The organism is Deefgea chitinilytica, assembly GCF_016881405.1.
Classification (GTDB): Bacteria; Pseudomonadota; Gammaproteobacteria; order Burkholderiales; family Chitinibacteraceae; genus Deefgea; species Deefgea chitinilytica.
On record NZ_WOFE01000001.1, the window covers coordinates 286,659 to 313,035 of the forward strand.

21 protein-coding genes, 7 tRNA genes and 1 pseudogene are annotated in these 26,377 nt (G+C 47.6%); 16 read left to right on the forward strand and 13 right to left on the reverse strand.

The window, feature by feature from the left end; genetic code table 11:
- Positions 1–33 precede the first annotated feature (33 nt).
- The 6 genes and pseudogenes from lon (at position 34) to GM173_RS01315 (ending at position 5,313) form a co-directional block, all read left to right on the forward strand.
- Entirely contained in the window at positions 34–2,442 is a 2,409-nt protein-coding gene (gene lon / locus GM173_RS01295) for an endopeptidase La (protein WP_203569523.1), read from the forward strand.
- A 152-nt stretch (positions 2,443–2,594) separates the two neighbouring features.
- Complete coding sequence (locus GM173_RS01300; RefSeq protein WP_203569524.1) at positions 2,595–2,867, forward strand: HU family DNA-binding protein; 273 nt, start codon at positions 2,595–2,597, stop codon at positions 2,865–2,867.
- Positions 2,868–2,935: 68 nt separating this feature from the next.
- Positions 2,936–3,012: transfer RNA gene (locus GM173_RS01305), tRNA-Asp, on the forward strand.
- 119 nt (positions 3,013–3,131) lie between these two features.
- Positions 3,132–3,563, forward strand: a pseudogene (locus GM173_RS16335) (SurA N-terminal domain-containing protein); the annotation flags it as partial.
- A 51-nt stretch (positions 3,564–3,614) separates the two neighbouring features.
- Positions 3,615–4,970, forward strand: coding sequence for a peptidylprolyl isomerase (locus GM173_RS01310; RefSeq protein ID WP_239078192.1), 1,356 nt, complete (start codon positions 3,615–3,617; stop codon positions 4,968–4,970).
- Positions 4,971–5,127: 157 nt separating this feature from the next.
- Entirely contained in the window at positions 5,128–5,313 is a 186-nt protein-coding gene (locus tag GM173_RS01315) for a hypothetical protein (protein WP_203569526.1), read from the forward strand.
- On the opposite strand, the gene GM173_RS01320 is transcribed toward GM173_RS01315, so the two are convergent.
- Positions 5,294–6,100 (reverse strand): enoyl-CoA hydratase-related protein, encoded by an 807-nt coding sequence (locus tag GM173_RS01320; RefSeq protein WP_275412314.1) that lies wholly within the window; start codon positions 6,098–6,100, stop codon positions 5,294–5,296. The two genes, GM173_RS01315 and GM173_RS01320, sit on opposite strands and share 20 nt — an antisense overlap.
- 208 nt (positions 6,101–6,308) lie before the next feature.
- On the opposite strand from GM173_RS01320, the gene GM173_RS01325 reads away from it, so the two are divergent.
- From GM173_RS01325 to GM173_RS01355, 7 genes are all read left to right on the forward strand, one after another.
- Positions 6,309–6,653 carry a DUF4870 domain-containing protein gene (locus tag GM173_RS01325; protein ID WP_203569528.1) on the forward strand — a complete coding sequence of 115 codons (345 nt, stop codon included), beginning with the start codon at positions 6,309–6,311 and terminating at the stop codon, positions 6,651–6,653.
- Entirely contained in the window at positions 6,654–7,478 is an 825-nt protein-coding gene (locus GM173_RS01330; RefSeq protein ID WP_203569529.1) for a dienelactone hydrolase family protein, read from the forward strand.
- Positions 7,479–7,566: 88 nt separating this feature from the next.
- The gene (locus tag GM173_RS01335; RefSeq protein WP_203569530.1) at positions 7,567–7,986 is read left to right on the forward strand and encodes a MaoC family dehydratase; all 420 of its coding nucleotides are present in this window, start codon (positions 7,567–7,569) and stop codon (positions 7,984–7,986) included.
- A gap of 53 nt (positions 7,987–8,039) precedes the next feature.
- The gene (locus GM173_RS01340) at positions 8,040–8,936 is read left to right on the forward strand and encodes a D-hexose-6-phosphate mutarotase (protein ID WP_203569531.1); all 897 of its coding nucleotides are present in this window, start codon (positions 8,040–8,042) and stop codon (positions 8,934–8,936) included.
- 60 nt (positions 8,937–8,996) lie between these two features.
- Positions 8,997–10,520, forward strand: coding sequence for a 4-hydroxy-3-polyprenylbenzoate decarboxylase (gene ubiD, locus GM173_RS01345; protein ID WP_203569532.1), 1,524 nt, complete (start codon positions 8,997–8,999; stop codon positions 10,518–10,520).
- A 48-nt stretch (positions 10,521–10,568) separates the two neighbouring features.
- A complete protein-coding gene (locus GM173_RS01350; protein WP_203569533.1) occupies positions 10,569–11,402 on the forward strand; it encodes a CheR family methyltransferase in 834 nt (277 codons plus the stop codon).
- A complete protein-coding gene (locus GM173_RS01355; RefSeq protein WP_203569534.1) occupies positions 11,403–11,801 on the forward strand; it encodes a VOC family protein in 399 nt (132 codons plus the stop codon).
- A gap of 48 nt (positions 11,802–11,849) precedes the next feature.
- On the opposite strand, the gene GM173_RS01360 is transcribed toward GM173_RS01355, so the two are convergent.
- The 3 genes from GM173_RS01360 to bfr (GM173_RS01370) all read right to left on the reverse strand — a co-directional run bounded on the left by GM173_RS01360 (position 11,850) and on the right by bfr (GM173_RS01370) (position 13,813).
- Positions 11,850–12,458 carry a YdcF family protein gene (locus tag GM173_RS01360; RefSeq protein WP_203569535.1) on the reverse strand — a complete coding sequence of 203 codons (609 nt, stop codon included), beginning with the start codon at positions 12,456–12,458 and terminating at the stop codon, positions 11,850–11,852.
- Between the two features lie 297 nt (positions 12,459–12,755).
- Positions 12,756–13,226, reverse strand: coding sequence for a bacterioferritin (gene bfr / locus GM173_RS01365; RefSeq protein ID WP_203569536.1), 471 nt, complete (start codon positions 13,224–13,226; stop codon positions 12,756–12,758).
- Between the two features lie 113 nt (positions 13,227–13,339).
- Complete coding sequence (gene bfr, locus GM173_RS01370; protein WP_203569537.1) at positions 13,340–13,813, reverse strand: bacterioferritin; 474 nt, start codon at positions 13,811–13,813, stop codon at positions 13,340–13,342.
- Between the two features lie 251 nt (positions 13,814–14,064).
- On the opposite strand from bfr (GM173_RS01370), the gene GM173_RS01375 reads away from it, so the two are divergent.
- Positions 14,065–14,841, forward strand: coding sequence for an inositol monophosphatase family protein (locus GM173_RS01375; RefSeq protein ID WP_203569538.1), 777 nt, complete (start codon positions 14,065–14,067; stop codon positions 14,839–14,841).
- A 96-nt stretch (positions 14,842–14,937) separates the two neighbouring features.
- Here the strand turns inward: GM173_RS01375 and GM173_RS01380 are convergent, their stop codons facing one another.
- Entirely contained in the window at positions 14,938–16,329 is a 1,392-nt protein-coding gene (locus GM173_RS01380; protein WP_203569539.1) for a lytic polysaccharide monooxygenase, read from the reverse strand.
- Positions 16,330–17,503: 1,174 nt separating this feature from the next.
- Between GM173_RS01380 and GM173_RS01385 the strand changes: the two genes are divergently transcribed.
- Positions 17,504–18,487 (forward strand): IS110 family RNA-guided transposase, encoded by a 984-nt coding sequence (locus GM173_RS01385; RefSeq protein WP_203569540.1) that lies wholly within the window; start codon positions 17,504–17,506, stop codon positions 18,485–18,487.
- Positions 18,488–19,500: 1,013 nt separating this feature from the next.
- Here GM173_RS01385 and hrpA read toward each other — a convergent pair.
- The 8 genes from hrpA to GM173_RS01425 form a co-directional block, all read right to left on the reverse strand.
- Positions 19,501–23,436: an ATP-dependent RNA helicase HrpA gene (gene hrpA, locus GM173_RS01390; RefSeq protein ID WP_203569541.1), complete on the reverse strand. Its 3,936-nt coding sequence runs from the start codon at positions 23,434–23,436 to the stop codon at positions 19,501–19,503.
- A gap of 72 nt (positions 23,437–23,508) precedes the next feature.
- Positions 23,509–24,747 carry a PAS domain-containing protein gene (locus GM173_RS01395; RefSeq protein ID WP_203569542.1) on the reverse strand — a complete coding sequence of 413 codons (1,239 nt, stop codon included), beginning with the start codon at positions 24,745–24,747 and terminating at the stop codon, positions 23,509–23,511.
- Between the two features lie 111 nt (positions 24,748–24,858).
- Positions 24,859–24,935 (reverse strand) — tRNA-Asp (locus GM173_RS01400).
- Between the two features lie 66 nt (positions 24,936–25,001).
- Positions 25,002–25,077, reverse strand: a tRNA-Val gene (locus GM173_RS01405).
- A 9-nt stretch (positions 25,078–25,086) separates the two neighbouring features.
- Positions 25,087–25,163: transfer RNA gene (locus GM173_RS01410), tRNA-Asp, on the reverse strand.
- 67 nt (positions 25,164–25,230) lie between these two features.
- Positions 25,231–25,306: transfer RNA gene (locus GM173_RS01415), tRNA-Val, on the reverse strand.
- A gap of 20 nt (positions 25,307–25,326) precedes the next feature.
- Positions 25,327–25,403: transfer RNA gene (locus GM173_RS01420), tRNA-Asp, on the reverse strand.
- Between the two features lie 34 nt (positions 25,404–25,437).
- A tRNA-Val gene (locus GM173_RS01425) sits at positions 25,438–25,513 on the reverse strand.
- Between the two features lie 376 nt (positions 25,514–25,889).
- Between GM173_RS01425 and GM173_RS01430 the strand changes: the two genes are divergently transcribed.
- Complete coding sequence (locus tag GM173_RS01430) at positions 25,890–26,207, forward strand: PilZ domain-containing protein (RefSeq protein ID WP_203569543.1); 318 nt, start codon at positions 25,890–25,892, stop codon at positions 26,205–26,207.
- The last annotated feature ends 170 nt before the right edge of the window (positions 26,208–26,377 follow it).

Consider the following 26,377-nt stretch of genomic DNA (forward strand, 5'->3'; position numbering starts at 1 on the left):
TTGTGAACATACTCTCGATCAGGTCATCCCAATATGTCTGAGCATCAATTACTCGCGGTTGAATCTACTTCGTTCCCAATGTTGCCATTGCGAGACGTTGTGGTATTCCCACACATGGTTATTCCTCTTTTTGTTGGCCGCCCCAAGTCGATCAAAGCGCTCGAAGCAGCAATGGAAGGTGGTAAGCATATTCTGTTGGTCGCTCAAAAGAATGCGTCCAAAGATGAACCGACGATGGCGGATTTGTACCCTGTTGGTACCGTCGCCACCGTACTGCAACTTTTAAAGTTGCCAGATGGTACGGTTAAAGTTTTGGTTGAGGGCGTGCAACGGGCGCTGGTTGAGTCTTTGCAAGACGAAGATGGCTTTTATCAAGCCATCGCAACACCACAACCGCTGGCTGATGAAAGCAATCACGAAGCCGAAGGCATGCGCCGAGCTTTGCTGTCTCAGTTCGATCAGTACGTCAAACTGAATAAAAAAATCCCGCCAGAAATTTTGACTTCTTTGGCCGGTATTGATACTGCAGGTCGTTTGGCCGATACAGTCGCAGCGCATCTGCCGCTCAAGTTGGAACAAAAACAAGCCGTTCTTGAAATGGAAGACGCTGCGGCAAGAATGGATCATTTGCTCAAGCAACTAGAATCTGAACTCGATATTTTGCAGGTTGAAAAGCGTATCCGTGGCCGTGTAAAACGCCAAATGGAAAAAAGCCAGCGCGAATATTATTTAAATGAGCAAGTGAAAGCGATTCAGAAAGAGCTCGGCGAATTAGATGAAAACGCAGATCTGGATGAATTAGAAAAGAAAATTAAAAATGCAGGAATGAGCAAAGAAGCGAAGGAAAAAACCGAAGCTGAATTGAAAAAACTGCGCATGATGTCGCCGATGTCAGCTGAATCAACTGTCGTTCGCAATTATGTAGAAACGATGTTGGGTTTGCCTTGGAAGAAAAAAACCAAGATTAGTAAAGATTTGGCCGCAGCGGAAACTGTTCTCGACGCAGATCATTACGGCTTGGATAAAGTGAAAGAGCGGATTGTTGAGTATCTTGCGGTGCAAACACGCGTAGAAAAGCTCAAAGCGCCTATTTTGTGCCTAGTTGGCCCTCCAGGTGTCGGTAAAACTTCGTTGGGTGAGAGTATTGCTCGCGCTACGAATCGTAAATTTGTACGGATGGCTTTAGGTGGTGTGCGCGATGAAGCTGAAATTCGCGGTCACCGTCGTACCTATATTGGTTCGATGCCGGGTAAAATTTTGCAGAGTATGAGCAAAGTTGGCGTGAAAAACCCACTGTTTTTACTAGATGAAGTGGATAAGCTTGGCAGCGATATGCGTGGCGATCCTTCTTCAGCGCTATTGGAAGTTTTGGATCCTGAACAAAATCATGCGTTTAGCGATCATTACTTAGAAGTTGATTACGATTTGTCGGACGTGATGTTTGTCGCAACCGCGAATTCACTGAATATTCCAGCGCCACTATTGGATCGGATGGAGATTATTCGTCTTTCGGGTTACACCGAAGATGAAAAAGTGAATATCGCGCTCAAATATCTCGTACCTAAGCAAATGAAAAATAACGGCGTTGCAGAAGGGGAATTACTGATTGCCGATTCTGCTGTTCGCGATATTATTCGCTACTACACGCGTGAAGCTGGCGTGCGTAGTTTAGATCGCGAAATTGCGAAAATTTGCCGCAAAGTAGTGAAAGCCTTGTTGATGAAACCGAGCGATAAAAAGCTGAGCGTGACTAACAAAAACTTGGATAAGTACCTCGGTGTGCATCGTTATGAATACGGTGTGGCAGAGTTAAAAAACCAAGTGGGGCAAGTTACAGGGTTGGCTTGGACCGAAGTTGGTGGTGAATTGCTCACCATTGAGGCTGTGAAGCTGCCTGGTAAGGGCAAAATGATTCAGACAGGTCAACTGGGCGATGTAATGCAAGAATCGATTCAAGCGGCTTTGTCGGTCGTTCGCACGCGGGCGGTGAGTCTTGGGATTGATCCTGAGTTTTACCAAAAAAATGACATGCATATTCACTTGCCGGAAGGCGCAACACCGAAAGATGGTCCATCGGCAGGTATTGGCTTGGCAACCGCGCTAACATCTGTGTTGACAGGTATACCTGTACGCTGTGATGTTGCTATGACGGGTGAAATTACCTTGCGAGGTGAAGTGTTACCCATTGGCGGTTTGAAAGAAAAATTACTTGCCGCACACCGTGGTGGGATCAAGCACGTGTTGATTCCTGAGGGAAATGTCAAAGATTTGGCAGATATTCCCGACAATGTGAAACGAGGACTTGCTATTCATTCCGTCAAATGGTTTGATGATGTATTGGCGCACGCTCTGGAACATATGCCGGAAGCGGCTGCTGCCATTGTTGTAGAAGTGCCGGTTGCAGATAGTACTGAAGTGACCCAAACCAGTACTAAACATTAGTCATACTTATGTTGGTGTAGTAGAAAACAAGCAATTACGTCGAAACTACCCAACAAAGTATCAAGTCAGGTTGACATGTATTTTTGCGGCTTGATATAAAGCTTATAGCAAAAAGAATACTGTGTAGTCCAATCAATTGAAAGGGGATGTAAGTGAATAAATCTGAACTCATCGACGCTATCGCTGAATCTGCTGGTCTCTCTAAAGCCGCTGCGGGTAAAGCATTAGATGCAACTATTGAAGCCATCTCTGGTGCCCTTAAAAATGGCGATGAAGTGACTTTGGTTGGCTTTGGTTCTTTCTATGTTTCTGAGCGTGAAGAGCGCGCAGGCCGTAATCCACGTACAGGCGAAAGCATCACTATCGCAGCTGCAAAACAGCCAAAATTCCGTGCTGGCAAATCTTTAAAAGACGCAGTTCAATAAGTTTTTGTGCGTCGGTAGAATGAAATGACGAATTACGTGGCAACGTCTTTGCTATGTAGATTGTCAAGGGAGTGGTAGTTCAGTTGGTTAGAATACCGGCCTGTCACGCCGGGGGTCGCGGGTTCGAGTCCCGTCCACTCCGCCAAAAAATTCAAAAGGGCAAACGTCAGTTTGCCCTTTTTGTTGTTTAAAGCATCTTGCTTACAGACAGCACCGCCGCAATATGGCATGATAACGCGCACAAATAGCAGGAGTTTTCCAAGTATGTTTGATATTGTCGAAAAGAATAGAACAGCAGTAACCGTAGTATTGGGATTGGTTTCTCTGGGCTTGATCGTTGGGGTGGGGCTCACTGGATATGAGGCCATGAGTGATGCAAATCAGCCCTATCTTGCTAAGGTAGGTGCCCACACTATTACGGATCGTGATGTTGCGGAAGCGATTGGCAATCAAACAATTTCTGACGAAATGAAGCCAATGGTGGTTGAGCAATTGATTCGCCAGAAACTCCTGCAAGAGCGAGCAACTCAGCTGAAATTAGCAGCGCCAGATGCCATGGTATTTAATGCGATCGCACAAATCCCTGCGTTTCAGGTTGATGGCAAATTTAATCAGCAACGTTATCAAGAGTTATTGGCCGCACAGCAAATGACGCCGGCAATTTTTGAACAAAAAGTTCGCCAGGATATTGTCATGCGACAATTGATGGATGGGACTGTGCAAACCGGTTTTGTTTCGAAAGCGTCGATGCAGCAACTCAATCAACTGATGGCTGAAAAGCGTGAGGTTGCTACTACGATTGTTTCTCCTGAGCCGTATTTATCTCAGGTCACGATTTCTGATGCTGAAATCAAAAAATACTTCGATGAAAATCAAGCCAACTTTAAAAAACCAGAAATGGTTAAATTGGAATATGTATTGTTGTCGCAAGCTGATTTAGCTGCGGCACAAACAATCAAAGATGAAGAAGTTGCCCAGTATTTTGCCGAGCATCAGCAAGAGCTGGTAAAAGAAGAACGCCGTGTTAGTCATATTTTACTGACTGTTGATAAAGCAGCAAAACCGGCTGACCGAGCTGCCATTCGTAAGCAAGCTGAAGCTATTTTGGCAGAGGTCAAAGCGGCTCCCGCGCGTTTTGCTGAACTTGCAAAGCAAAAATCTCAGGATCCAGGTTCGGCAGTGAATGGCGGTGATTTAGGCTTTTTTGCTCGTGGCGCAATGGTTAAAGCCTTTGATCAAGCTGCATTTAGCCTGAAAAAAGGTGAGATCAGTGGCATTGTAGAAACAGAATATGGTTTTCATATTTTGCAACTAAATGAAATTAAATCTGCAAGCTTGGCTGACGTAAAACCGGCTATTGTGGAAAAGCTCAAATTGCAAAAAATTCAAACGGCATTTCCAGCGCAAGTAGAGAAATTTACAGAATTAGTTTATCAGCAGTCTGATAGTTTAAAGCCGACTGCCGATGCATTGAAACTAACGTTAAAGCAGAGTGATTGGGTAACGCGTACAGGAACTGCTGATTCGATATTGAATAATCCAAAATTGATTGAAGCTGTGTATTCAGATGATGTCTTAAAAGCGAAGCATAATACTGAAGCCATCGAGATTGCACCAGGTCAATTCATTTCCGCGCGCGTGTTAGAGCATAAGCCGGCAAGCACACAAACTTTAGCAGAAGTATCCGCTTTAATCTCTCAGAAATTAAAACAGGAAAAAGCACTTGCTTTAGCTTTGGCTGACGGTGAGAAGAAACTTGCTAGCCTAAAAACTGGCGCTGCTGTGCCTTTGACTTGGGGTGAGACAAAAGGGTTTACCCGGATTGCCCAGCAAGGTGTGTCAGATGCTGATTTGAAAGCGATCTTTAAAGCCGACCCTGCAAAATTACCCGCTTACGTTGGTTCTGCAGTTCCTGGCCGTGGTTATGCTATCTATAAAGTGACTGCTGCACTGCCTGCCCCAGAATTATCCGCCGAAAGTCAGTTTAAGATGCAAGAGAGTCTAGCCAAAATGTATGGTCAAGTTGAGTTGAATGCTTTTATTGATGCGATTAAAAAAGAGACTAAAGTGAAGTATCACTTAAAAGCCCCCCAAGCTCAGTAAAAAACGCTCATTTTCAATTTAAACGGCTGCGAATTTAAGCAGCCGTTTTTTATTGAAAAAAAGATTGTATTTTTGTGCAAATGCTCCGATATTGTAATTGTAAGCTTGTTTTTGTAAGGTTCCTCAACGCAATAACTTTCGAATGGAGGAGCATAAAATGTCGAATATTTTTGATATGTCTTCTGGACAAAATTTGTCAGACCAAGCACAAATTTTGTTGAATAAAAGCAGCTCAAGCTATCCTCAATCTGAGTTAGCCTTGCGTTTGCTCTCAGTTGCAGAATCAGAAGAGCAACGGCCTATACCGCGACCACGTCCTTGGATTATGCCACCGAGCTTATAGCTGATACCCAATAGGGTGAGCGTTGCTCAAGATACGCATTGACGCCTTCTTGAGCTTCCTCATGCGTCCGAATATGTGCTATTCGGTGAGCCGTGTCTGAAATCATTGCATCATCGATTGGTCGATGATCGACAGAAGTAATTAATCTTTTCGCAGCGGCTAATGCATGAGGGCTGTTTTGGCATATATCGCTGATCCAGTTTTGAATTTGTACATCCATGCTGAGCACATCAGCCGCTATTTCGTGGACTAAGCCTATTTTATGCGCGGTTGAACTGGTAAATTTTTCAGTAGTTAAGAAATATCGTCGTGCTGCGCTACTGCCTATACGACTGATGATATATGGGCCGACCACCGCAGGAATTAAGCCTAGTCTTGTTTCTGGTATCGAGAACCAGGCATCTTCAGTACAAATGGCTAAATCGCAGCATGAGATAATGCCAAGCCCAACGCCAAGTGCTGGACCATGTACTCGAGCAATGGTTGGGATAGGTAGTCTATCAAGGGTACGAAGTAAGCGCGCAAAACGAAGTGCATCTTCAAAATTGTGATTTGGATCCGAAAGCGATCCTCGCTTCATCCAAGCTAAGTCTGTGCCACTGCAAAAACAATTGCCACTGGCTTCCAAAATTAGCATCCGTACTTCGCTATTGAGGCGTAATGCGGTCAATATTGCGGTTAATTCAGCAACCATTATTTCATCGACAGCATTACAACGTTCCGGTCGATTCAATGTCACAGTAGCAACCCCACGCTGATCAATTGAGTATTGGGTGGTATCGCTCATGCTATTGACCTCATTGATTGAAATTGTTGCAGTGCACTAGGTTCATAATTGGTTTAGTGTACAAACTGAATTTCTGCCAGTGTTTTTACCATCGGGCTGTGGATTTATTGATAAATATTCGAAAGCGCTTGGATTGGGCTTGGATGAACTTTTATGAAGATCGCCGCTGTGGTAAAGTCACCCTCCGAATTTTGCCGTTGATAGATTAATGCAGCACTCAGATTTTAAATTGACTTTGCCTGTATCAACTGACGCCAAAAATTGGGCGACTCTGGTGTATGTTTTCACGTTGTTTTTTAGTTTTTTTCCTGGCTTACTTGCTGTTTTGTTGAAGAAAGAAGACCAGTTTGTTTATTTAGCGGGTAAAGAAGCGCTAAACTGGTCGATTAATATTTTGCTTTTGTCATGCGTGCTTGGGTGGATTCCCTTGCTCGGCTCGATAGTGGCTGGTTTGTTGTTTATTACTCATATTGTGTGCTGTATCTTGGCCGCAATAAGTACTAGCAAAGGCTTGCTGTACCGATTCCCTGTTGCCTTCCGATTGATTGTATAAATGAAATTTCTGCTGTTTATCGTTTTTACATGCGTGACATCTCATGTCGCGGCTAAAACAGTCACAATTAATTCTGGCAGAGTTTCTCTGTCGGGCGTCTATTTAGCGCCTAATAAGCCGATTGGCCCTGCCGTTTTGTTGCTGCATGGCTGTAATCGCTTGGCGAAACAGCAAACGCCTAGCTATGAACGAACCATGAAAATGGCGTCACTACTGCAAGAGATGGGCTTTGGTGTTTTGATGCTGGATGTATTGGGTCCAAAAGGTAAACGGCAAGGTTGTGTCGGGCGTACCAATAAAAAAAGTATTGGATTACGTGCCAATGATGCACAGATTGCAATTGCATGGTTAAAAGCTCGCAATGAAGTTGATGCGAGCAAAATTGCTGTGATTGGCTGGGCAGAAGGTGCATCTACAGTATTGTCATTGATGAACAGAAGCAATCCAGGCGTAAAATCAGCAGTGGCTTTTTATCCGAATTGCCGCTTGTTTTTAGGTTTGAAAAACTATCGAGTTGCTGCACCAACTTTGTTGTTGATTGGCGAAGAGGGTGAAACTGCGGCTGCTGAATACTGTCGTGAATTGGGCCTCAAGTCGGGTCAAGATCTATTTCATAAAGTCAGCTACTCCGATGCCGAGCATGACTTTGCCAGCGCAGATATCGCTCCGATTAAAAAATCAAGTAATTCCTCTGGTGCGAAAGCCGTTTCACAATCGAATTCAGCTGCAGCACAAGATGCATGGCGTCGTTCATTTAAGTGGATTTCACGTTGGTTCGATCCCGAGCGAAGCATCCAAGGTATACCACCGAGTAATTTGCCCTAAGTGATTGTGTTGTCTTAATAAATTGAGCCACAAACTCCTATAGGATGTCATGATTCCGTTTGGAATGTGATCATTAGAGGAGTTTGGCATGGCTCGTTATTTTAATGAATTATCTGTGGGTGATTTTGAAGAGTACCGGAAAACGGTCACCGAAACCGACGTTGTGCTGTTTGCCGGCCTAACGGGTGACAACAATCCGATGCATATTGATGAAGAGTTTGCGAGTCAAACTCGTTTTGGTAGTCGAATTATTCACGGCATGCTAACCGCTAGTTTTTTATCCAGCGTGATTGGGATGAAAATGCCGGGTCCCGGCTGCATTTATATGGGGCAGAACATCAAATTTTTGAAACCTGTCCACATCGGTGAAACCGTCACAGCCCGAGCTACGATTATCGAGATTTACCCCGAAAAACAGCGCGTTAAATTACTGACCGAGTGCATCGTGCGCGGCGTTGTCGTGTTAACGGGCGATGCGTTGGTCTGGGTGCCAAACAAAGAATCATAGCCGCTTTGTTGGCTTTACTTTAAAATGAGCGCTTAACGATGGAGCTTTTTTGAATGACTCAACAAGATTTTTCTACGGTATTGGCCAATGTAAATGGCGTCCACTTAACGACTTCAGGCGCTCATTTTAAGCAAGTAGGTGAGGGATTGCCGCTGCTGGTGGTGGAAAATCAATTGGGTTCGGCTGTGATTGCCATTCAAGGCGCTCATCTTCTTTCATTTGTTCCAGCGGGCGGCCAGGATTTGCTATGGCTATCACCTAATGCGATTTTTGAGCCGGCTAAAGCTGTTCGTGGCGGTATTCCGCTTTGCATGCCGTGGTTTGGTGGTCATCCAGAGGGGCTGCCATCGCATGGCTTTGCGCGCAGCACGGATTGGACCTTGCAGTCAGCGCGTAATTTGGCCGATGGCCGAACGGAAATCGTACTGAGTTTGCAAGACAGCGAGCAGACTCGTGCAATGTGGCCTTATGCGTTCAATTTTGAGTTTACGATTGTAGTGGGTACAGCACTTGATTTGAGCATGACGACTCAGAATTTGAGCGATACATCAGTACCGTATACCTACGCGTTCCATACTTACTTTGCCATTTCAGACTATACCCAAGTCGTGGTCACTGGATTGGCGGATTTGAATTACATCGATACGATCGGTGTGGAACGTCGCCTAGTGCAGCAAGGGGATGTTGTTTTTACTGGCTCAACGGATCGGGTTTATCTTGACGTACCCGAAGTGCAAACCATCGTTGATGGTACGCGCAGCATTCGTATTGCAAGTTCTGCACATAGTGCTGTCGTTTGGAATCCAGGTGAGCATGCAAAAAATATTGCCGATATTGGCAGTGATGCTTATCGACAGTTTGTTTGTGTTGAACGCGGCGATGTTTTTGATAATGCGCTGACTTTGGCTGCTGGAGCGAGCCACACTGCAACAATGACACTTTCTGCATAAATTTCCGCAGTATCAAAACCAGCCCGGTTTATGCCGGGCATTTTTTTGGCTGGAGTCAGCATGAAATACCGTGATTTACGCGATTTTATGGCGCAATTGGAAGCCCAAGGTGAATTGAAACGGATACAAACACCGATTTCACCCAAGCTAGAAATGACCGAGGTCTGTGATCGCTTATTGCGCGCGGCGGGGCCTGCGGTCTTGTTTGAGAATGTACCCGGTTTCAGCATGCCGGTTTTGGGTAATTTGTTTGGTACGCCGCAGCGTGTTGCGTTGGGCATGGGCGCACAAAATGTGTCTGCATTACGGGAAATTGGCCAGACGCTCGCCTATTTGAAAGAACCTGAGCCGCCAAAAGGCTTTAAAGATGCTTGGGAAAAGCTGCCTTTGCTTAAACAAGTGCTCAATATGGCACCGAAAGAGATTCGTAAAGGAATTTGCCAAGAGAATATACTCGAAGGCTCAGATGTCGATTTAAGTACACTACCGATTCAACATTGCTGGCCGGGCGATGTGGCACCGTTGATTACTTGGGGCTTAGTAGTTACGCGAGGCCCGAATAAAAAACGCCAAAATTTGGGGATTTATCGCCAGCAGGTGATTGGCCGCAATCAAGTGATTATGCGCTGGTTGGCGCATCGTGGTGGCGCACTTGATTTTCGTGAACATGCCAAACAAAACCCTGGGCAACCTTATCCGGTGGCCGTGGTGCTGGGTTGTGACCCCGCTACCATTCTCGGTGCGGTAACGCCGGTGCCAGATACTTTGAGTGAATATCAATTTGCTGGGCTGCTACGTGGTAGTAAAACAGAACTAGTGCAATGTATTGGCTCTGATTTACAAGTGCCTGCGACTGCCGAAATTATTCTCGAAGGCGTGCTTAAACCATGCGAGACGGGCTATCGCGGCGTATCAGAGCACGGTGTGCCGCTCAAAGAGCTCAATGGCTTTTTGCACGCCTTAGAAGGCCCCTACGGCGACCATACCGGTTATTACAATGAGCAAGATTGGTTTCCGGTCTTTGAGGTGGAGCGGATTACCTCGCGCCCCGATCCGATCTATCACAGCACCTACACGGGCAAACCGCCAGATGAACCGGCTATTTTGGGGGTGGCACTGAATGAAGTGTTTGTCCCGATTTTGCAAAAGCAGTTTCCAGAAATTGTAGATTTCTATTTGCCGCCAGAGGGATGTAGTTACCGGATGGCGATTGTATCGATTAAAAAGCAATATCCTGGGCATGCCAAACGGGTGATGTTTGGTGTGTGGTCGTTCTTACGTCAGTTTATGTATACCAAGTACATCATCATCGTTGACGATGATGTTGATTGCCGCGATTGGAAAGAAGTCATTTGGGCGATCACTACGCGGATGGACCCTGTGCGTGATACGACTTTGGTCGAACATACGCCGATTGATTATCTGGACTTTGCCAGCCCGATTTCTGGTTTGGGTGGCAAGATGGGGCTCGATGCCACTAATAAAATGCCAGGTGAAACAAATCGTGAGTGGGGGCGGGTGATTGAGCGTGATCCGGCTTCGGTGGCGCGAATCGATGCAATTTGGGGCGAACTCGGCCTGTAAATCAGCTATGCTGTTTGTATTCAGTGATCTTTATTAGGAATCAGCGCCATGCTAGGTAGTAATCGTGAATTTCAATTTACTGAAGCGGATTTTGAAAAAATTCGTGTCAAGATTTACAACTACGCAGGTATTTCTTTGGCCACCTCAAAGCACGATATGGTGTATGGCCGTTTGGCTAAACGCTTGCGTGCGCTCAATCTAAAGACATTTAATGAATATTTGCAGGTACTAGAGCGCGGTGATCAGAAAGAATTTGAGTTGTTTACTAACTCACTGACCACCAATCTCACCTCATTTTTTCGTGAAGCGCATCATTTTGAGATTTTGAACCAACAGCTGAAAAACTGGCGTAGTGTTGGTACGATCAATATTTGGTGCTCCGCATCGAGTACTGGTGAAGAGCCGTATTCGATTGCGATTACGGCTTGTGAAGCGTTTGATTCCTTACGCCCGCCCGTTAAAATCATCGCGACTGATTTAGATACCAATGTACTGGATGTGGCACGGCAGGGTATTTATCCAGCCCTTGAAGTGCAAAAATTGGGGCCGCAGCGCGTCAGTAAATTTTTTGATAAGCAAGCCGATGGCCGATACCAACTTAAGAGCGAATTGCGCAATATGATTGTGTTTCGCAAACTTAATTTGATTGAAGCAAATTGGATGCTGCGTGGGCCGTTTGATGCGATTTTCTGCCGCAATGTGATGATTTATTTTGATAAACCCACGCAGCTTAAAATCCTACAACGGTTTGCGCCGCTCTTGAAAAATGACGGATTGCTGTTTGTTGGGCATTCTGAAAACCTCTACCACGCTGCAGAGTATTTCAAATTGCAGGGTAAAACGGTCTACGAATTGGCTAAGCGCAGCACAGGTGGTGTTTAAATGGAGCCTAGGGTTAGTTTTATCACCTTAGGCGTCACTGATTTAGCGCGCTCATTGGTGTATTACCGCGACATTCTTGGTCTGAAACCACGCACGGTACTCGAGAACGTGGTTTTTTTTGAAATGGGGGTGACTTGGTTAGCCTTGTATCCCCATGAATTACTGGCAGAAGATGCTGGCGTACCTAGTGCTGGTGGTGGTTTTCGTGGTGTTACCCTAGCGCACAATGTGCGTAGCCCTGAAGAAGTTGATCAATTATTGGCGATTGGCGCGCAAGGCGGTGGGCGCTTAGTCAAAGCAGGCCACACCGCTTTTTGGGGCGGCTACACTGGTTACTTTGCCGACCCTGATGGCCACTTGTGGGAAGTGGCTTGGAACCCTGATTTTCCACATCTATGACGTATATGAATGTGGCCAATGTTAAATATTGGCTGCATTCATATACCCTTAATGCCCTAAAATTCGATACCAAATTTGCCCGAGCAATTCACGGCTGGCGCTACTACTGCTTGCGAGCACTTTAGCGCTGGGAAAAAAGCTCATCACACTGAATGGCTCGTGATTATGAAAATCAGTCGGCGCAGCGTGGACGATGAAGCCCGCTTGTTCAAAACTGCGGCTGGCACGCAGCATATGCTCGGCGGAAGTGATTAAAATAATCTCCGCATACTGCGGCAGTAATAATTTCGCGCTCTCTTTGGCATTGTCATCGGTGTCGTTTGACGCAGATTCCAGCCAAGTTGTTGTTACCCCAAAATCTTTCTGCAAGCTTTGTCGCATCAATTGCGCTTCTGGGATACCGCCTTGAGGTGCGCCACCAGAGACTAAAATCGGTAGGTGATTGAATTTGTGGACTTTGGCCGCATAGCGGACGCGTGCCAGCGTTATATTATTGATGGTTTGCCCTTCCAGCATGTCTTTGGCGCCAAATCGAGAGCCGCCCCCCAAGACGACAATCGCACTGGCGGTGATGCCAGGATTGGCTTGATTTTGAATTTGTGATTCCACTAATTGTGAAATTTGATTGCCAACTAGCGGTGTACTGAGTAAATACATCGCAGCTAATGTGCTCCAAAATAGCCGTGGACTCCACTTCGGGGCTCGGTGGCGCAGGGCAAAAGCCAGCATTAATAAGAGGATAAAAAGGCCGGGGGGTAACAAAAAACTACTGAAGATGGTTTTTAGGATGACGCTGCTGGTCATAAAAATAAACTAACTGAAATCAAAAAACGCAGTGTAGTGGGAATGCTTTGTTGGTGCAGCTGAAATATTGAATTTGGGTAAAACTGTTGGATTGCTGTAGTATCAAGCTGTAGCCATTGCTTAATAATGGCTACAGCTTGATACCTTTGATTAAAAAGCTTGTGATTGTAAGTAATTTTCGAGCGTGATTTGTTTAATCAGGAACAATTGCTGTTCTAGCCAGTGCGCGTGATCTTGTTCGGTATCTTCGAGCAAGGTCATCAACATATCGCGGGTGACGTAATCTTGCTCTTTTTCACAGAGCGCAATGGTTTTTTTCAGCGCGGCGGCCACTTCGTATTCGGTCAATAAATCAAATTGCAGCATTTCTGGCACATTGCTACCGATGCGTAGCGGCGTGCGTGCTGCCACATTCGGGATGCCTTCCAAAAATAAAATACGCTTGATCAGTAGAGTGGCATGACCGATTTCATCTTGGCGTTCGTGGTCAATCCGCTCAAATAGTTTATCGTAGCCCCAGTTATGATACATCTGGCTATGAACAAAATATTGATCGACCGAGGTCAGCTCCGCAGCGAGTAGTTCGCTTAAAGCGGCAATGACTTTTGGACTACCTTTCATGATGATTCTCCTTCAAATGTAATCAAAAACTTCCCGGCTGCGTTGCTACGTCTTGCCGTACTGCATGTACTGTCATCGACGGCGCGCCTTGCTGGAAATTTTTGTATTGGTCTTTACTCACCAAACGCTTGTGATTGCAGATAGTTCGCCAATGTCATGTCTTTAATCAGTGTTTGCTGCGTTTCTAGCCAATCAATGTATTCTTCTTCATCTTCGAGCAAGTCTTCAAGCAAATCTCGGCTGACGTAGTCTTGCGCTGTTTCGCAGGTTTTGATGGCGTCTTTCAGTGTGCCAAGAAATCCGCTAAATAATTTCAAATCACAGGCCAACATTTCAGCAACGTCTTCACCGATCAACAATTTGCCCAAATCTTGCAAATTAGGCAGGCCTTCTAAAAATAGAACGCGCTCGATCAATTTGTCCGCCCGTTTCATCGAGTCAATCGATTCGTGGTAGGCCTTATCATTGAGTGCTTTATAACCCCAATTTTTGTAAATTCGTGCATGTAAAAAAGTTTGATTGATGGCAATTAGCTCGTTGGCTAAAACGGTATTCAACGCTTTGATGACTTTTTTATCGCCTTGCATGCTGATCTCCTTGCGATGAGTTCGGGGGTTGGCAACACTGATTGTTCAATGATTTTACGCGGATATTGACAATTATCAACAATATATTACGACAAGCGTAATGAATAAAAATACTAATAATATTGATTCTTATTGAGTAAGAAATATGCAGAGCACGAAGTAAAATAACACAGTTAAAACGCGCTACAGACTGTCATCAATTCCCCGTAAAATAGCAAAATCAGTACGCAATTTTAATTAAGGAGAATTTTGTGAAACCAAGTCAGGCGCAAATTGAATTTGCACAAAAATTGGCCGATGCTAGCGCGGCAGTGATTCGTCAATATTACCGTACCGGCTTAGCCATCGACGATAAACTCGATGCTAGCCCAGTGACGCAAGCCGACCGTGAAGCTGAGCAAGTGATGCGCGCCTTGATTAACGCCGAACGAGCTGATGAAGGCATTATTGGTGAAGAGTTTGGTGCCGAGCGTGAAGACGCAGATTGGGTTTGGGTACTTGATCCGGTCGATGGTACCAAAGCCTTTATTACGGGTCGGCCATTGTTTGTGACCTTAATCGGTCTTTTATACCGTGGTCAGCCGGTGTTGGGCGTGGTCAATCAGCCGATTGCCAATGAACGCTGGGTGGGCGTGGTCGGGCAGGGTTGTACTTTGAACGGGGAAACCATCACGGTCAGCCAAATTACCGAGCTGGCGCGTGCGCGGATTGGCACGACTGGGCCGCAATATTTTTCTGAGTCAGGCCTACGCGCTTTTAATAGCCTGCAGCAAGGTGGCCGCTTCACCGTTTATGGTGGCGATGGCTATCAATATGCCTTGGTCGCGACCGCAGGTTTGGATATCGTGATTGAAGAAGGTCTGAAACTGCATGATTTTGCTGCCGTTGCGCCCGTTGTGATTGCGGCAGGTGGCGTGATGACGGATTGGCAAGGCCAAGCCTTAGTCAAAGGCTCGGTTGGGCGGGTGATTGCTGCGGCAAATCCGCAATTGCATCAATTGGCCTTGGCTGCGATGCAAACTGCTTAATCAAATCGAAAGCATAAAAATAGCCCGCGATACCTGCGGGCTATTTTTACGACTACACAATGGCACTGAGTGCATCAGTGCCCAATCTGCACTGTATTACTTGCAAGCGCCTTCATCTTTCCAAACGCCCCATTGGCCAGAAGCCGATGGCACTTCACCGACGGTCCACCACTTATTGCTGTAGTTTTTACCGTTGTATGAAACTTTGATATTCGGTGTAGTGTATTGCTTGCTAGAGCTCCAGGCTGCTGCGCAAACAGTGCTGTCTGGTGGCGTTGTTGCCGTTGGTGCTGGTGTTGCAGTTGGCGCTAGCGTTGGTTTCGGTGTCGCAGTCGCAACTGGCGTTGCCGTTGGTGCCAAGGTTGGTTTTGGCGTTGCTGTTACCACTGGTGTTGCTGTTGGTGCGACAGTGGGCTTCGGCGTAGCGGTAACCACTGGTGTTGCCGTTGGTGCAATCGTTGGTTTTGGCGTTGCTGTTGGTGCCACGGTTGGTTTTGGTGTCGGTGTAGTGCCGCCCGGTGAAGCAATATCAATTTGGTAAGTCAATTCCAAACCGCTGCGGTTGTAAACGCGGTTATCTTGCGCGCTTTTCACCGGATTGATCGTGCCATTGGTTTGCAAGACACCGATACTCACATTGCGTGAAGTTTCATTCACTTTTTGAGCTAAAGCATACGGCCAATTCGCCATCAAATTGGTTTCTAGACCAGTCACATTGTCAAAACCCAAAGTCACTTGGATGTTTTCAACGTCAAAGCCTTTGTTATCAAACAGACGGAATGACACTTTCGTGCCCGCAGTCAAATCTTGTGCCGCACGAATTTGACCGATTTCTTTAAATGTATTCACGCCGCCAGTGAAGTTCACGTCTGAGCAAGAATAGAAAGCTTCGGTGCTGTCGCTACGTTGCCAAGTCAGATAAATGATGTGTTGGCCGGTTTTTTTCGGCAACTTGCAAGTCAGTTTGTAACGCTTATTGCTATCAACTGGAAGATTACCCAATGTGCAGAAATTTTCTAAATCAGACCATTTCAGTGGTTGATTTTGATTCCAACCATCGCGCGTCACATAAAGCTGCCAGTCGCGAGTTTGGTGTGGTGCAGTGCCGTAAAAAATAAAATCAAAGTTACCATTCGCATCCGGAGCAATCGGCGTGGTCGCCCAGTCGTTACGCGGCAAATTCAGACCTGCGTAATCCGGTTTACCACCGCCACACAATTGGCCATCCGGCACAAATGCTTTGTGATCGCCATTCGGTAGTTGATTCACACCGGGCCAGTCGTACAACATTTGCTTGCCAGAAGTCGCTGCGGCCGCTTGGCAGGCAGCAGACTTGAGGGTTTCTGGGCCTTCGTTAAAGCAGCTTAACCCGCGGCTTACCGGCACTTCCATTGAACCGTGGGCGGATACCATTTGTGGCATCACCAGCGCGCCGCTGGCAGCGAAAAGGCTAGTGGCAATCAGGCTAGATATATGTTTTTTCTTCATGTCGTCTGCTCCGAGTTTTTGTGGTTTGGTGGCTTAGCTTTAGGCAATTTGATGTGCGGTTGCAGCACAAATTTGCTTATAAGTTTCTGATAATATTGATTTATCTTGGCACTAAGCGCGCGTAATTTATCATGCAGTGGATTGAATTAACAAATGTTTCTTGCAAGCTTTTCTTACTGTGTTGGATTGTGTGAAGTGGGGCACAGTGAATGGGGTTTGGAGTAAGGGATAACACTTATTTTTCGGTGTGAAATGGGGCTTTGGGGATGGATTGAAACGGTGTGAATTTCATAGCGTAGGGCGTGGTTAGCCGAAGGCGTAACCCGCCAATCTGTTTTCATTTTTCAACTGGAAATCAGCGTGAGCTGTATCCTGCTCTACAAGGCTGGCTTGCTGGCGCAAGCGGTAAACCGGCGGTTTCGCCCGCCGGACGAGCAAGGAGCGGGTCTTGCGCCGCCCCTTGCAACCCGCGCGCGCCCGATCGCCACGAAACCCCGTCCGTCCAGCAATTGGCAAGGCGACGCGAAAACTCGCTGCGCGCTAGCGTCGCGCAGCTCAAACAGTCGCGTCTTAAGACCTCGCCAACAGCCTCCCGAACGGCGCGACTCCACGGGCAATCCGTTCTAATGAGCGGCGGGGTATATCGGCGTGGGCAATTATTAGAATGAGATGCAGGGCAATACCAAGGCAGGTATTTATCGCAATGGTTGGGCGATGGTTTTTAAATCCCGTTAAAGCGAAGGCCGAGCGAGGAGCGAGACCTAGGCTCGCGACGAGAGAGGGAACGGCGGAGCCGACTTCGCCTCGGGTCGCCTTCTTTTGCTTACTTTTCTTGGCGAAGCAAGAAAAGTAAGTGCCGCGGCGCATAGCCGCTAATCCATGTGTGATTAATTGATGCAGGTAAAAAAACCGCCATGTTTGGCGGTTTGTCGCGGTAAACGTTGGGCTGCGCAAGCTTAGCCCAACCTTGTATCTTTCTCTCCGTGGTGGTTAGCTACTACCACATGAGGCGAAGTGAGTTTGAGCCCACCCTGAAGGCATCGACCTTGCTGCGTAGATTAAACCCTTTGCCTCACTTCTTTCGCCAAATCAGACACTGAACGGTAGCCAAGGGCGTTGACCCTGCATGCACAAGGCAAGTGGGCGAATTAGGCTTTTCACAGGAAGAATTGTTATGTTTTATCTCGGTATTGATGTCGCTAAAGCCAAAATCGATTGCTATTTACTGACCCAACTTGAACCACTCAAAGGCAAAGCCAAAGTGGTTGCTAACACCACCAAAGGACTCGCCGATTTACTCAGTTGGCTCACTAAAAATCATATTCCGCACGATCTGCTGCACGTTACGATGGAAGCCACTGGCGTATATCACGAACTGGCCGCTACGCTACTACATGACGCTGGCGCCTGCGTCTCGATTGCTAACCCTGCTCAGGTTAAACACTTCGGCCAAGGCCTCGCGGTGCGCACCAAAACCGATGGTGTAGATAGTCAAGTGTTGGCGCGTTACTGTGCGATGATTAAACCCACTGCGTGGATGCCACCACCGCCTGAAGCCCGCATTCTAAAAGGACTTCTGGCTCGCCGCGAAGCGATTCTGCAAGACTTGCTCCGCGAGCAAAACCGCCAAGAAAAGGCCGAATCGACCGTTACGCCCGAGTTAATTCATCAGTCGATTCACGACAGTATTGCCTTTTTAAACGCACAACTTAAAAAGCTACAAAGCCAAATTGACGATCACATCGACCGTCATCCTAGCCTGAAAAACGACCTCGATTTGCTGCAAAGCATCCCCGCAGTCGGCCCACAAAGTGGCACGCAATTACTGTCGGTGATGCACACACATCAGTTCAATACGGCGGAACAATTATCGGCGTATTTGGGCTTGGCCCCCGTGGAACGGCAATCGGGTTCATCGATTTTTGGACGCGCCAAACTGTCTAAAGCTGGCCCTGCAAAGGTTCGTGCAGTGCTCTACATGGCGGCCATTGTGGCGACCAAGCACAACCCGCACGTCAAAGCCTTATTTGAGCGCTTGCTTGCCCGAGGCAAGAGTAAAATGTCGGCGCTCGGTGCTTGCATGCGTAAACTGGTTCACCTGTGCTTCGGCGTGCTGAAAACGCAAAAAAAGTATCAAGCTGAGTACCAAAATGCTTGACTGGCAAGACGGTATCTACGTCGCTACTTGGTATCGGGTTGGTGCTGTCCAATCAGAACTGGATTTTGTATTTGTCGTCATACCGGCGCAGGCCGGTATCCAGAGCTTCGTTGCGGGTGGCATTGACGCTGGATTCCGGCCTGCGCCGGAATGACGAATCGAATTGGATGTTGATGTATTTAATTGTAGGCATTGAATTTCAATGTTTAGAAGGCAATACATCGACTTAATTTCAAACTTCGTTGAGCTACGTGAAATCTCTTGTACCAAGCCTAGCGAGGAACAAGGGGAAGCCGGGTTTTTGCGATCAATTTTTTGAGTAAGACTACAGCAGGTATATATCGCGATGATTGGTCTGGGGCTTTAATTCCCGTGTAGCGAAAACCGCGGCGAGGAGGGAGACGAACAGTTTTATCGTTTGGCTCACGACGAAGCAAGGGCAGCGCGGAGCGCTTTTCGCCCGGGTCGCCTTCTTTTGCTTACTTTCCTTGGCGAAGCAAGAAAATTAAGTGCCGCGGCGCATAGCCGCTAATCCGAGTGTGATCAATTGATGCAGGTAAAGAAAAACCGCCATGCTTGGCGGTCTTTTGCGGTAAATGTTGGGCTGCGTAGGCTTAGCCCAACCAACGGCTCTATTTTTGCCATAACCGAAAAACCATTCCGCGTATTAATACATGCATAGGCAACCAAAAGCATATGCCGCCTAGTCCTCCTATCAGTGCAGCTCGGATTGCCCCTGACATTTCTTGTGACTGAAGCATAGGAATAAAGATCCAGATGGATAAGAGCGATACAGCTAGGGCAGGAATTGACCACAGCACTTTGATTGTCATGTGCACCCTCAGTTTTGCTCCACACTGACCGCATTGGTGTGAAGGCCTCCGCTTGAAGCTAACGTTGTTATCAATAATCTCAACACTAGCTGATTGACAGCAAGGGCATCTTTTTGATGTAACAGGATATTTTTCCACGATTCGCTATTCCCTAGTCTTGTCACTGCGCAGTAAGAAAGATCACCGCTTCGTAATCTCACCCCAAATCTTATCCAATCGCTTCACCGACACCGGATATGGCGTTCGTAATTCTTGCGCAAACAAGCCAACTCGCAATTCCTCGATCATCCATCTAAATGGCAATAGCGTCGAGGTATCTCGTCCTTCTCTTTGCCATTTATCGATTTCAGTCAGATACCTCTGCATCAATTCAGCCACTTCTGCGCCACGTTGGCCGTCGCGGTTCGGGTTTTGGGCGCGTTTCTCTAGACGGACTTTCATGGCTTTGATGTAAACGGGAACGCGCGGTAATTGCTCCCATGGCGTGGCGGTGAGAAAGCCTTTATAGATCAGCTCGCCGAGCTGCGCTTTCAGCTCATTCTGGATATTGCCGCCTTTGGCGAGCAGCGTGCCGAGTGCGACAAAATCGGGCGCGATGTCGTTCAGTGTGCGTAGCACCGCGTCTCGTACCGAGGGTAGGCGTACTTTGGCGCGGCTTTTTTGCTCGTCAAAGTCTTTCTTTTTACGCGGCGCTTCGTCGTCGCCCAAAAAGGCGCGGTTACAGATGCAGGCGATGACGTCCGCCATCAGCTCGTCACTATTGCCGAGCGAACGATAATGAATTGCGAGCTGGTTAAAGTTCGGCAGCGCCTTCGGTAATTGCTTCAGATGCTCTTTCAATTCAAATTGCAGCAGACGGACGACACCAGCGCGGTGGGCTTCGTTGGCGGCGTGTTCGGTGTCAAACAGACGAATCGCTACGCATTCTTTACCTGCTTCATCTTCATCAGGAACGAGGCCGGGGTAGCCGGTCATCGACTTGCCGTGGCGCTTGAAATTGATCTTGGCGGGGAGGTCACCAAAGTCCCATTTTGTAATGCCTGATTTTTCGATGCCCGTGGTTTCATCAGCGGTATCGCGGAAGGTGAGTTGCGCCGCTTCGCCGAGCTGGGCGCGAATCGCGATCAAATCGCGGCCTTGGGCGAGTTCTTGGCCTGCGTCATCGACGACGCGGAAGTTCATCCGTAAATGCAGCGGTAAATCAGTTTGACTAAATTCATCGGCACTGACAGGTTGGCCAACGCCGCGCGTGGTGGCTTGCGCCAGTTGCGGCAATAGGGGTTCTTCACGGCTGGCTGTGTCGAGCGCGATCAGCATTTTGGTGGCAAATTCAGGCACTGGTACGCAGAGGCGACGAATCGATTTGGGTAGCGATTTAATCAGTAGCGTAATTTTTTCACGGATGAGGCCCGGCACCAGCCAATCAAATGTCGCGTGATTGACGCGATTGAGCAAATGCAGCGGCAGCGTCATCGTGACGCCATCGAGTACATGTCCCGGTTCAAAGCGGTACGACAGCGGCAGTTTGATGTCGTGGACGCGGATGAATTCTGGGTATTGCTCTTCGGTGACGGCTGCGGCGTTGTGCTGCATCAGGTCGTCTTTTTGTAAGAACAGCAGCTGTGGTTTGAGTTTTTCTGCGCCTTTGCGCCAAGCTTCAAAGCCTGCGCCGTTGACGATGTCGTGTGGAATGATCGCGTCAAAAAAGGCGAACAGGGCGTTTTCATCGACCAAGACGTCTTGGCGGCGCGTTTTGTGCTCGAGCTCTTCCACATCGAGCAACATCGCAAAGTTGTGCTCGAAAAACTTGGCTTTGCTATTGTAGTTAAAGCGCACCAAGGCTTCGCGGATAAACATCTCGCGCGCTTCGGCGGGATTGATACTCCCGTAGTGTACGGTTCTGCGTGCCACAATTGGTAAGCCGTACAGCGTTATACGTAGCGATGCATTGACCTGCGCGTTGTCTTTGCTCCAATGCGGGTCAAAGTACTGTTTTTTGATCAGGTGCGGCGCGATTTTTTCTATCCACTCAGGTTCAATCGCGGCCACACAGCGTGCGTAGAGCTTGCTGGTTTCGACGAGTTCCGCCGCGACGATCCATTTTGGCCGCGCTTTTTTCAAGCTAGAGCCGGGAAATACATTAAATTTAATGCCACGCGCGCCGAGGTATTCGTCATTTTCGGGCTGTTTGAAGCCCAAATTACCCAGCAGACCCGTAATCAATGCTTTATGAATTTGCTCAAACGTCGCCGGTTTTTCATTCAAGCGGAAGGGCGCATGACGGTGCCGCGAATCGGCCGCTTCTTCGCTAATCACCATATCGGAAAGCTGTTTATGTAATTCGCGCCATTCGCGCAGACGCAAGTAGGATAGAAAATTGCGGTGGCAGTCTTGTACTAATTGGCGATTGCTCGTTTTATCGGCTAACAGTTTTTCAAAGAATTCCCACAGCCGCAGATAAGAGAGGAAGTCGGATTTTTCTTCATTAAATTTGGCGTGCGCTTGATCGGCCGCCGCGCGCGCTTCATACGGGCGTTCGCGTGGGTCTTGTAGCGATAGCCCTGAAGTAATAATCAGCATTTCCTTCAAACAGCCTTCGTCACGCCCCGCAATCAACATCCGGCCCACACGCGGGTCAACGGGCAGTCGAGCGAGTTGCCTGCCGATATCAGTGAGGGTATCGTTGTCATTAACAGCACCTAATTCACGTAGCTGCTGATACCCGTCGGAAATGAGTTTGCTCGATGGCGCTTCTAAAAATGGAAAATCATTGACGTTGCCCAGTTTGAGCGCTGCCATCCGTAAAATGACACCGGCTAAACTCGAACGCGTGATTTCGGGGTCGGTAAACTCTGCGCGCAAATTAAAATCTTGTTCCGAATACAGGCGCACGCAAATCCCGCTAGCTACGCGGCCGCAACGCCCAGCTCGTTGTCGCGCTGAGGCTTTTGAGATTTTCTCAATCAACAATTGCTCGACTTTCGCGCGGGGGCTGTAGCGGTTAATTCGTGCTTGACCACTATCGATCACATAACGAATGCCGGGTACCGTCAGCGAAGTCTCGGCTACATTGGTTGCCAGCACGATACGTCGCCCAGTGCTGCTTGGGCGGAAAATGCGCTGCTGATCTTCATTGGATAATCGTGCAAACAGTGGCAGGATTTCAGCATCACGCAGTTTGGCTTTTCTGAGTTCTTCGGCAGTTTCGCGAATTTCGCGCTCGCCGGGCAAAAACACTAAAACGTCACCACTACCGTCTTTGCGCCACAGCTCATCAACCGCTTGGGCGATGGCTTCTTCCATCTCGATTTCTTGGTCGTCTTCGTCGCTGCTTGATAGTTCTTTGTAACGCACTTCAACCGGGAAGGTGCGGCCAGAAACTTCTAGCACCGGCGCATTATTGAAATGCTTGCTGAAGCGATCCGAATCAATCGTTGCCGAGGTGACGATGACTTTGAGGTCGGGGCGGCGCGGTAACAGTTGCTTGAGGTAACCGAGCAAGAAATCGATATTTAGGCTGCGCTCGTGCGCTTCGTCGATGATGATGGTGTCGTATTGATTTAAAAAACGATCTGATAGCGTTTCGGCGAGCAAAATCCCATCGGTCATCAATTTGATATAGCTCGCTGGTGAGCTTTTTTCGGTAAAACGCACCTTGTAGCCAACGGCGCTGCCCATTTCGGTTTTGAGTTCTTGTGCAATCCGGCTGGCGACTGAGCGTGCTGCCAAGCGGCGCGGTTGCGTGTGACCAATCAAGCCATGCACACCACGACCGAGTTCCAAGCAAATTTTGGGCAGCTGGGTGGTCTTACCTGAGCCGGTTTCACCACAGACGATGACGACTTGGTGCTTGGCGATGGCGGCTTTTAGTTCATCGCGGCGTTGATTAACCGGCAGATTGTCGTCGTAATCGGGAATTGGGAGCTTTTCGCGCCGCAATGCGGTTTTGGCTTGTGATTTGGCGATACCTGCGAGCAAGTCAGCATGTTGCTGGGCAAAGTCTTGCTGCTTTTTTTGCCGCTCATGGCATTGCAGCAACAGGCGAGAAAGCGAGTGATAGTCGGCAGATTGGCAGTCAGCGAGTTGTGCGCGCAGGGCGCGAAAGTCCAGATTCATTGCGGCGGGGGCTTAAAAGGCACTAAAGGCGCAATTTTAGCACGCACACCGTGGGCTATAGCAGAAACGATATTATTGCAGGGTGACGAGGTGCGTGTTTTGATTGCCGCGGTCTACTTTATGCAGTGAGCAATGAATGGCTTCACCTGCAATATTTTTTAGGTGGGTGAGGTTGGCGTATTGATGTTCGCCTTGGGCAAATTGGCTTAAACATTCACCAATTAAATTTTCCGGCGTAACGCCCAAGCGATGGCAGGCGGCCATATTGGCAAATTGAATAATTTCGTCTTCAACCAATAAAAATGGCTGTGGTAATACATCGGCCATGGCACGCACCAGATGGCTGGTGCCAGCTTGCGCTTGTTCGGCTTCTTTTAGATGGGTGATATCGATGGCGATGGTCAAAATATAGACTTGCCCCTCGCGCTCAAGTGGAATCTTGGTGAGATCAAACCAGTGGGTACGACCATTGCTAAGGGTGCAGTGATCTTCGAGGCGAATGGTGCTGCCATTGCGTAAAACCTCATCGTCACCCTTGGCTAAGATAGAGGTATCTTCGTCTAGCCCCATATGGGATTGAACTAGCAGCTCATGCCCCAGTAATGCCTGAGTTGCTTGGTTGACCAATAAGAAGCGCTTATGTTGATCGCGAACGAAAATCAGGCTTGGATTGGCGTCCAAGATTTGTTGGGTAAACATCTGTTGCTGAAATAGTGCCGTCTCGATGGCCTTGGTACTCGAAATATCACGAATAATGACCACGCAGCTGCGTGTTGTTAGTGGTGATAAACGGGCTTCAAATGTAATATCGGTATTATCGAGTTGGTATTCGAAATGCTGCGGTGTTTGCGTATTTTGGATTTTAATTAAGCTCTCTAAAAACTGGCGTGAAACACGGGCAGGAAATAGGGAGGCTAATTTAGTATGTTCAATCCCATCGGGGTGCGTTGTTCCGAGCGCTTGATTTTGTGCGGTCACTCGACGACTAGCGTAGTCAATCCTCCAAATTAAATCCGGTAAAGCCTGTAAGGCTTCGGCTGCTTCAGCGGGAGGGACGATGGTGGTGTGTTGTTCAAGAGTGGGCTTTTCTTTCTTGGACTTTAATACCACTTGGGCGTAAGCAAGAGTAGCAAATAGTAAAAATAGCGAAATAGCGATGCAAATCTGACTAAATACATTTAATTGACTTTCTGAAATAGAAAAAATCAATAAAATGAATGCATTAAGCGCCAGTGCAATATAAACAAGCGTACGCACTTGCTTGTTTTTGCTTGTGGCAGCCCAGTTGGATGATGCAATTTTATGAGTCATAAGCAATCAGAGAATGCTACTGGTATTATTGTTAATACTAGCAATCTTAACGTGAATGCTAAAAATTAGGTATCAATTTTTTGATTTGAAGATAGGAAACAACAAGGAAATTGGCGGAGTGGACGGGACTCGAACCCGCGACCCCCGGCGTGACAGGCCGGTATTCTAACCAACTGAACTACCACTCCGCAGTGGTGCATAACTTTGCTTAGTTGTATCTAAACTTAATTTGATGGACAACTAATTTTGAAACTTGGTGGGTCGTGACGGGATCGAACCGCCGACATTCTGCTTGTAAGGCAGACGCTCTACCAACTGAGCTAACGACCCTTGAAAGGGTGGCGGAGTGGACGGGACTCGAACCCGCGACCCCCGGCGTGACAGGCCGGTATTCTAACCAACTGAACTACCACTCCGCAGTGGTACTTAACTTTTATTTAGCTGTTTCAAATATTAATCTGATGGACAATTAATTTTGAAACTTGGTGGGTCGTGACGGGATCGAACCGCCGACATTCTGCTTGTAAGGCAGACGCTCTACCAACTGAGCTAACGACCCAAATTACTTATTTGTTTTGCTGGCGGAGTGGACGGGACTCGAACCCGCGACCCCCGGCGTGACAGGCCGGTATTCTAACCAACTGAACTACCACTCCGCTGCAATTTTTCCCGAGCTACACTTTGAAAAAGTGGTGGGTCGTGACGGGATCGAACCGCCGACATTCTGCTTGTAAGGCAGACGCTCTACCAACTGAGCTAACGACCCCTCGTTCGAGAGAGGCCGAATTAAATCATTTCTCGATTCGGGCGTCAACTCATTTTGCGACAAAAATCGGATATTTGTTGCTGGTGTTGGCTGGTTTTTTCTGAAAATCTATATGAATCAGTAGATTAAAACGGTGTTGTTTTTTGCAGTTTTTTTTCTAGTGGCCTGTTTGTCGTTCATGCTAGGGGGTATGGCTTGGTGAACTCTGTTGCAGAATGCTTCTCAATTGGTACGGTGCGAAATACCGACTGTGGTTTGCGATGAGTTTGGTTTTGGCTGATGGTCGGCACTTTGCATTTTTCCAGACTCAATTTAAGCTGCAAACCTCTTTGTGATTTGATTGGCTTAGTGTGATGGCCTGCAATAAGGTGTGCTTATGAAAGTTGGGATGCGCGAACAAGATCAGCGTGGTGCCTTGCGGATGCAGGTCTCTTATAAGGTAAAAATTCGCCCTATGGATTTGGGTTTGCCGTTTTATGGGGATTGCACTGATTTGAGTGTGACGGGTATGACCGTGCGAACCAGCTATGTGCCTCGCCCAGAGGAAGAATTTGATATTTTTTTAATGCCAGCACGATCCCATATATTACGCAGTGAGCCTTTTTCCGCTCGCGTGCGCGTTAAACGCAGTCACAAACTTGAGTCTTCGACATTGTTTGAGTTAGGTTTGGAGATTGTTCAAGTTCACAGCTAAGTAGATGGATTGGATGTGTCTTTTGCTTAAAAGCACAGGCTAGCTTGGCTTTGTGGTGTTGCTTTGTGCTGCATATAGCGGCGGCTCGATGGTCTTTACAAGAAATCTGGCAGCGACTCGTAGTACACTAGCGTCCGAATGATAGGTGCTGCAGTCATGGCGCCTAATCA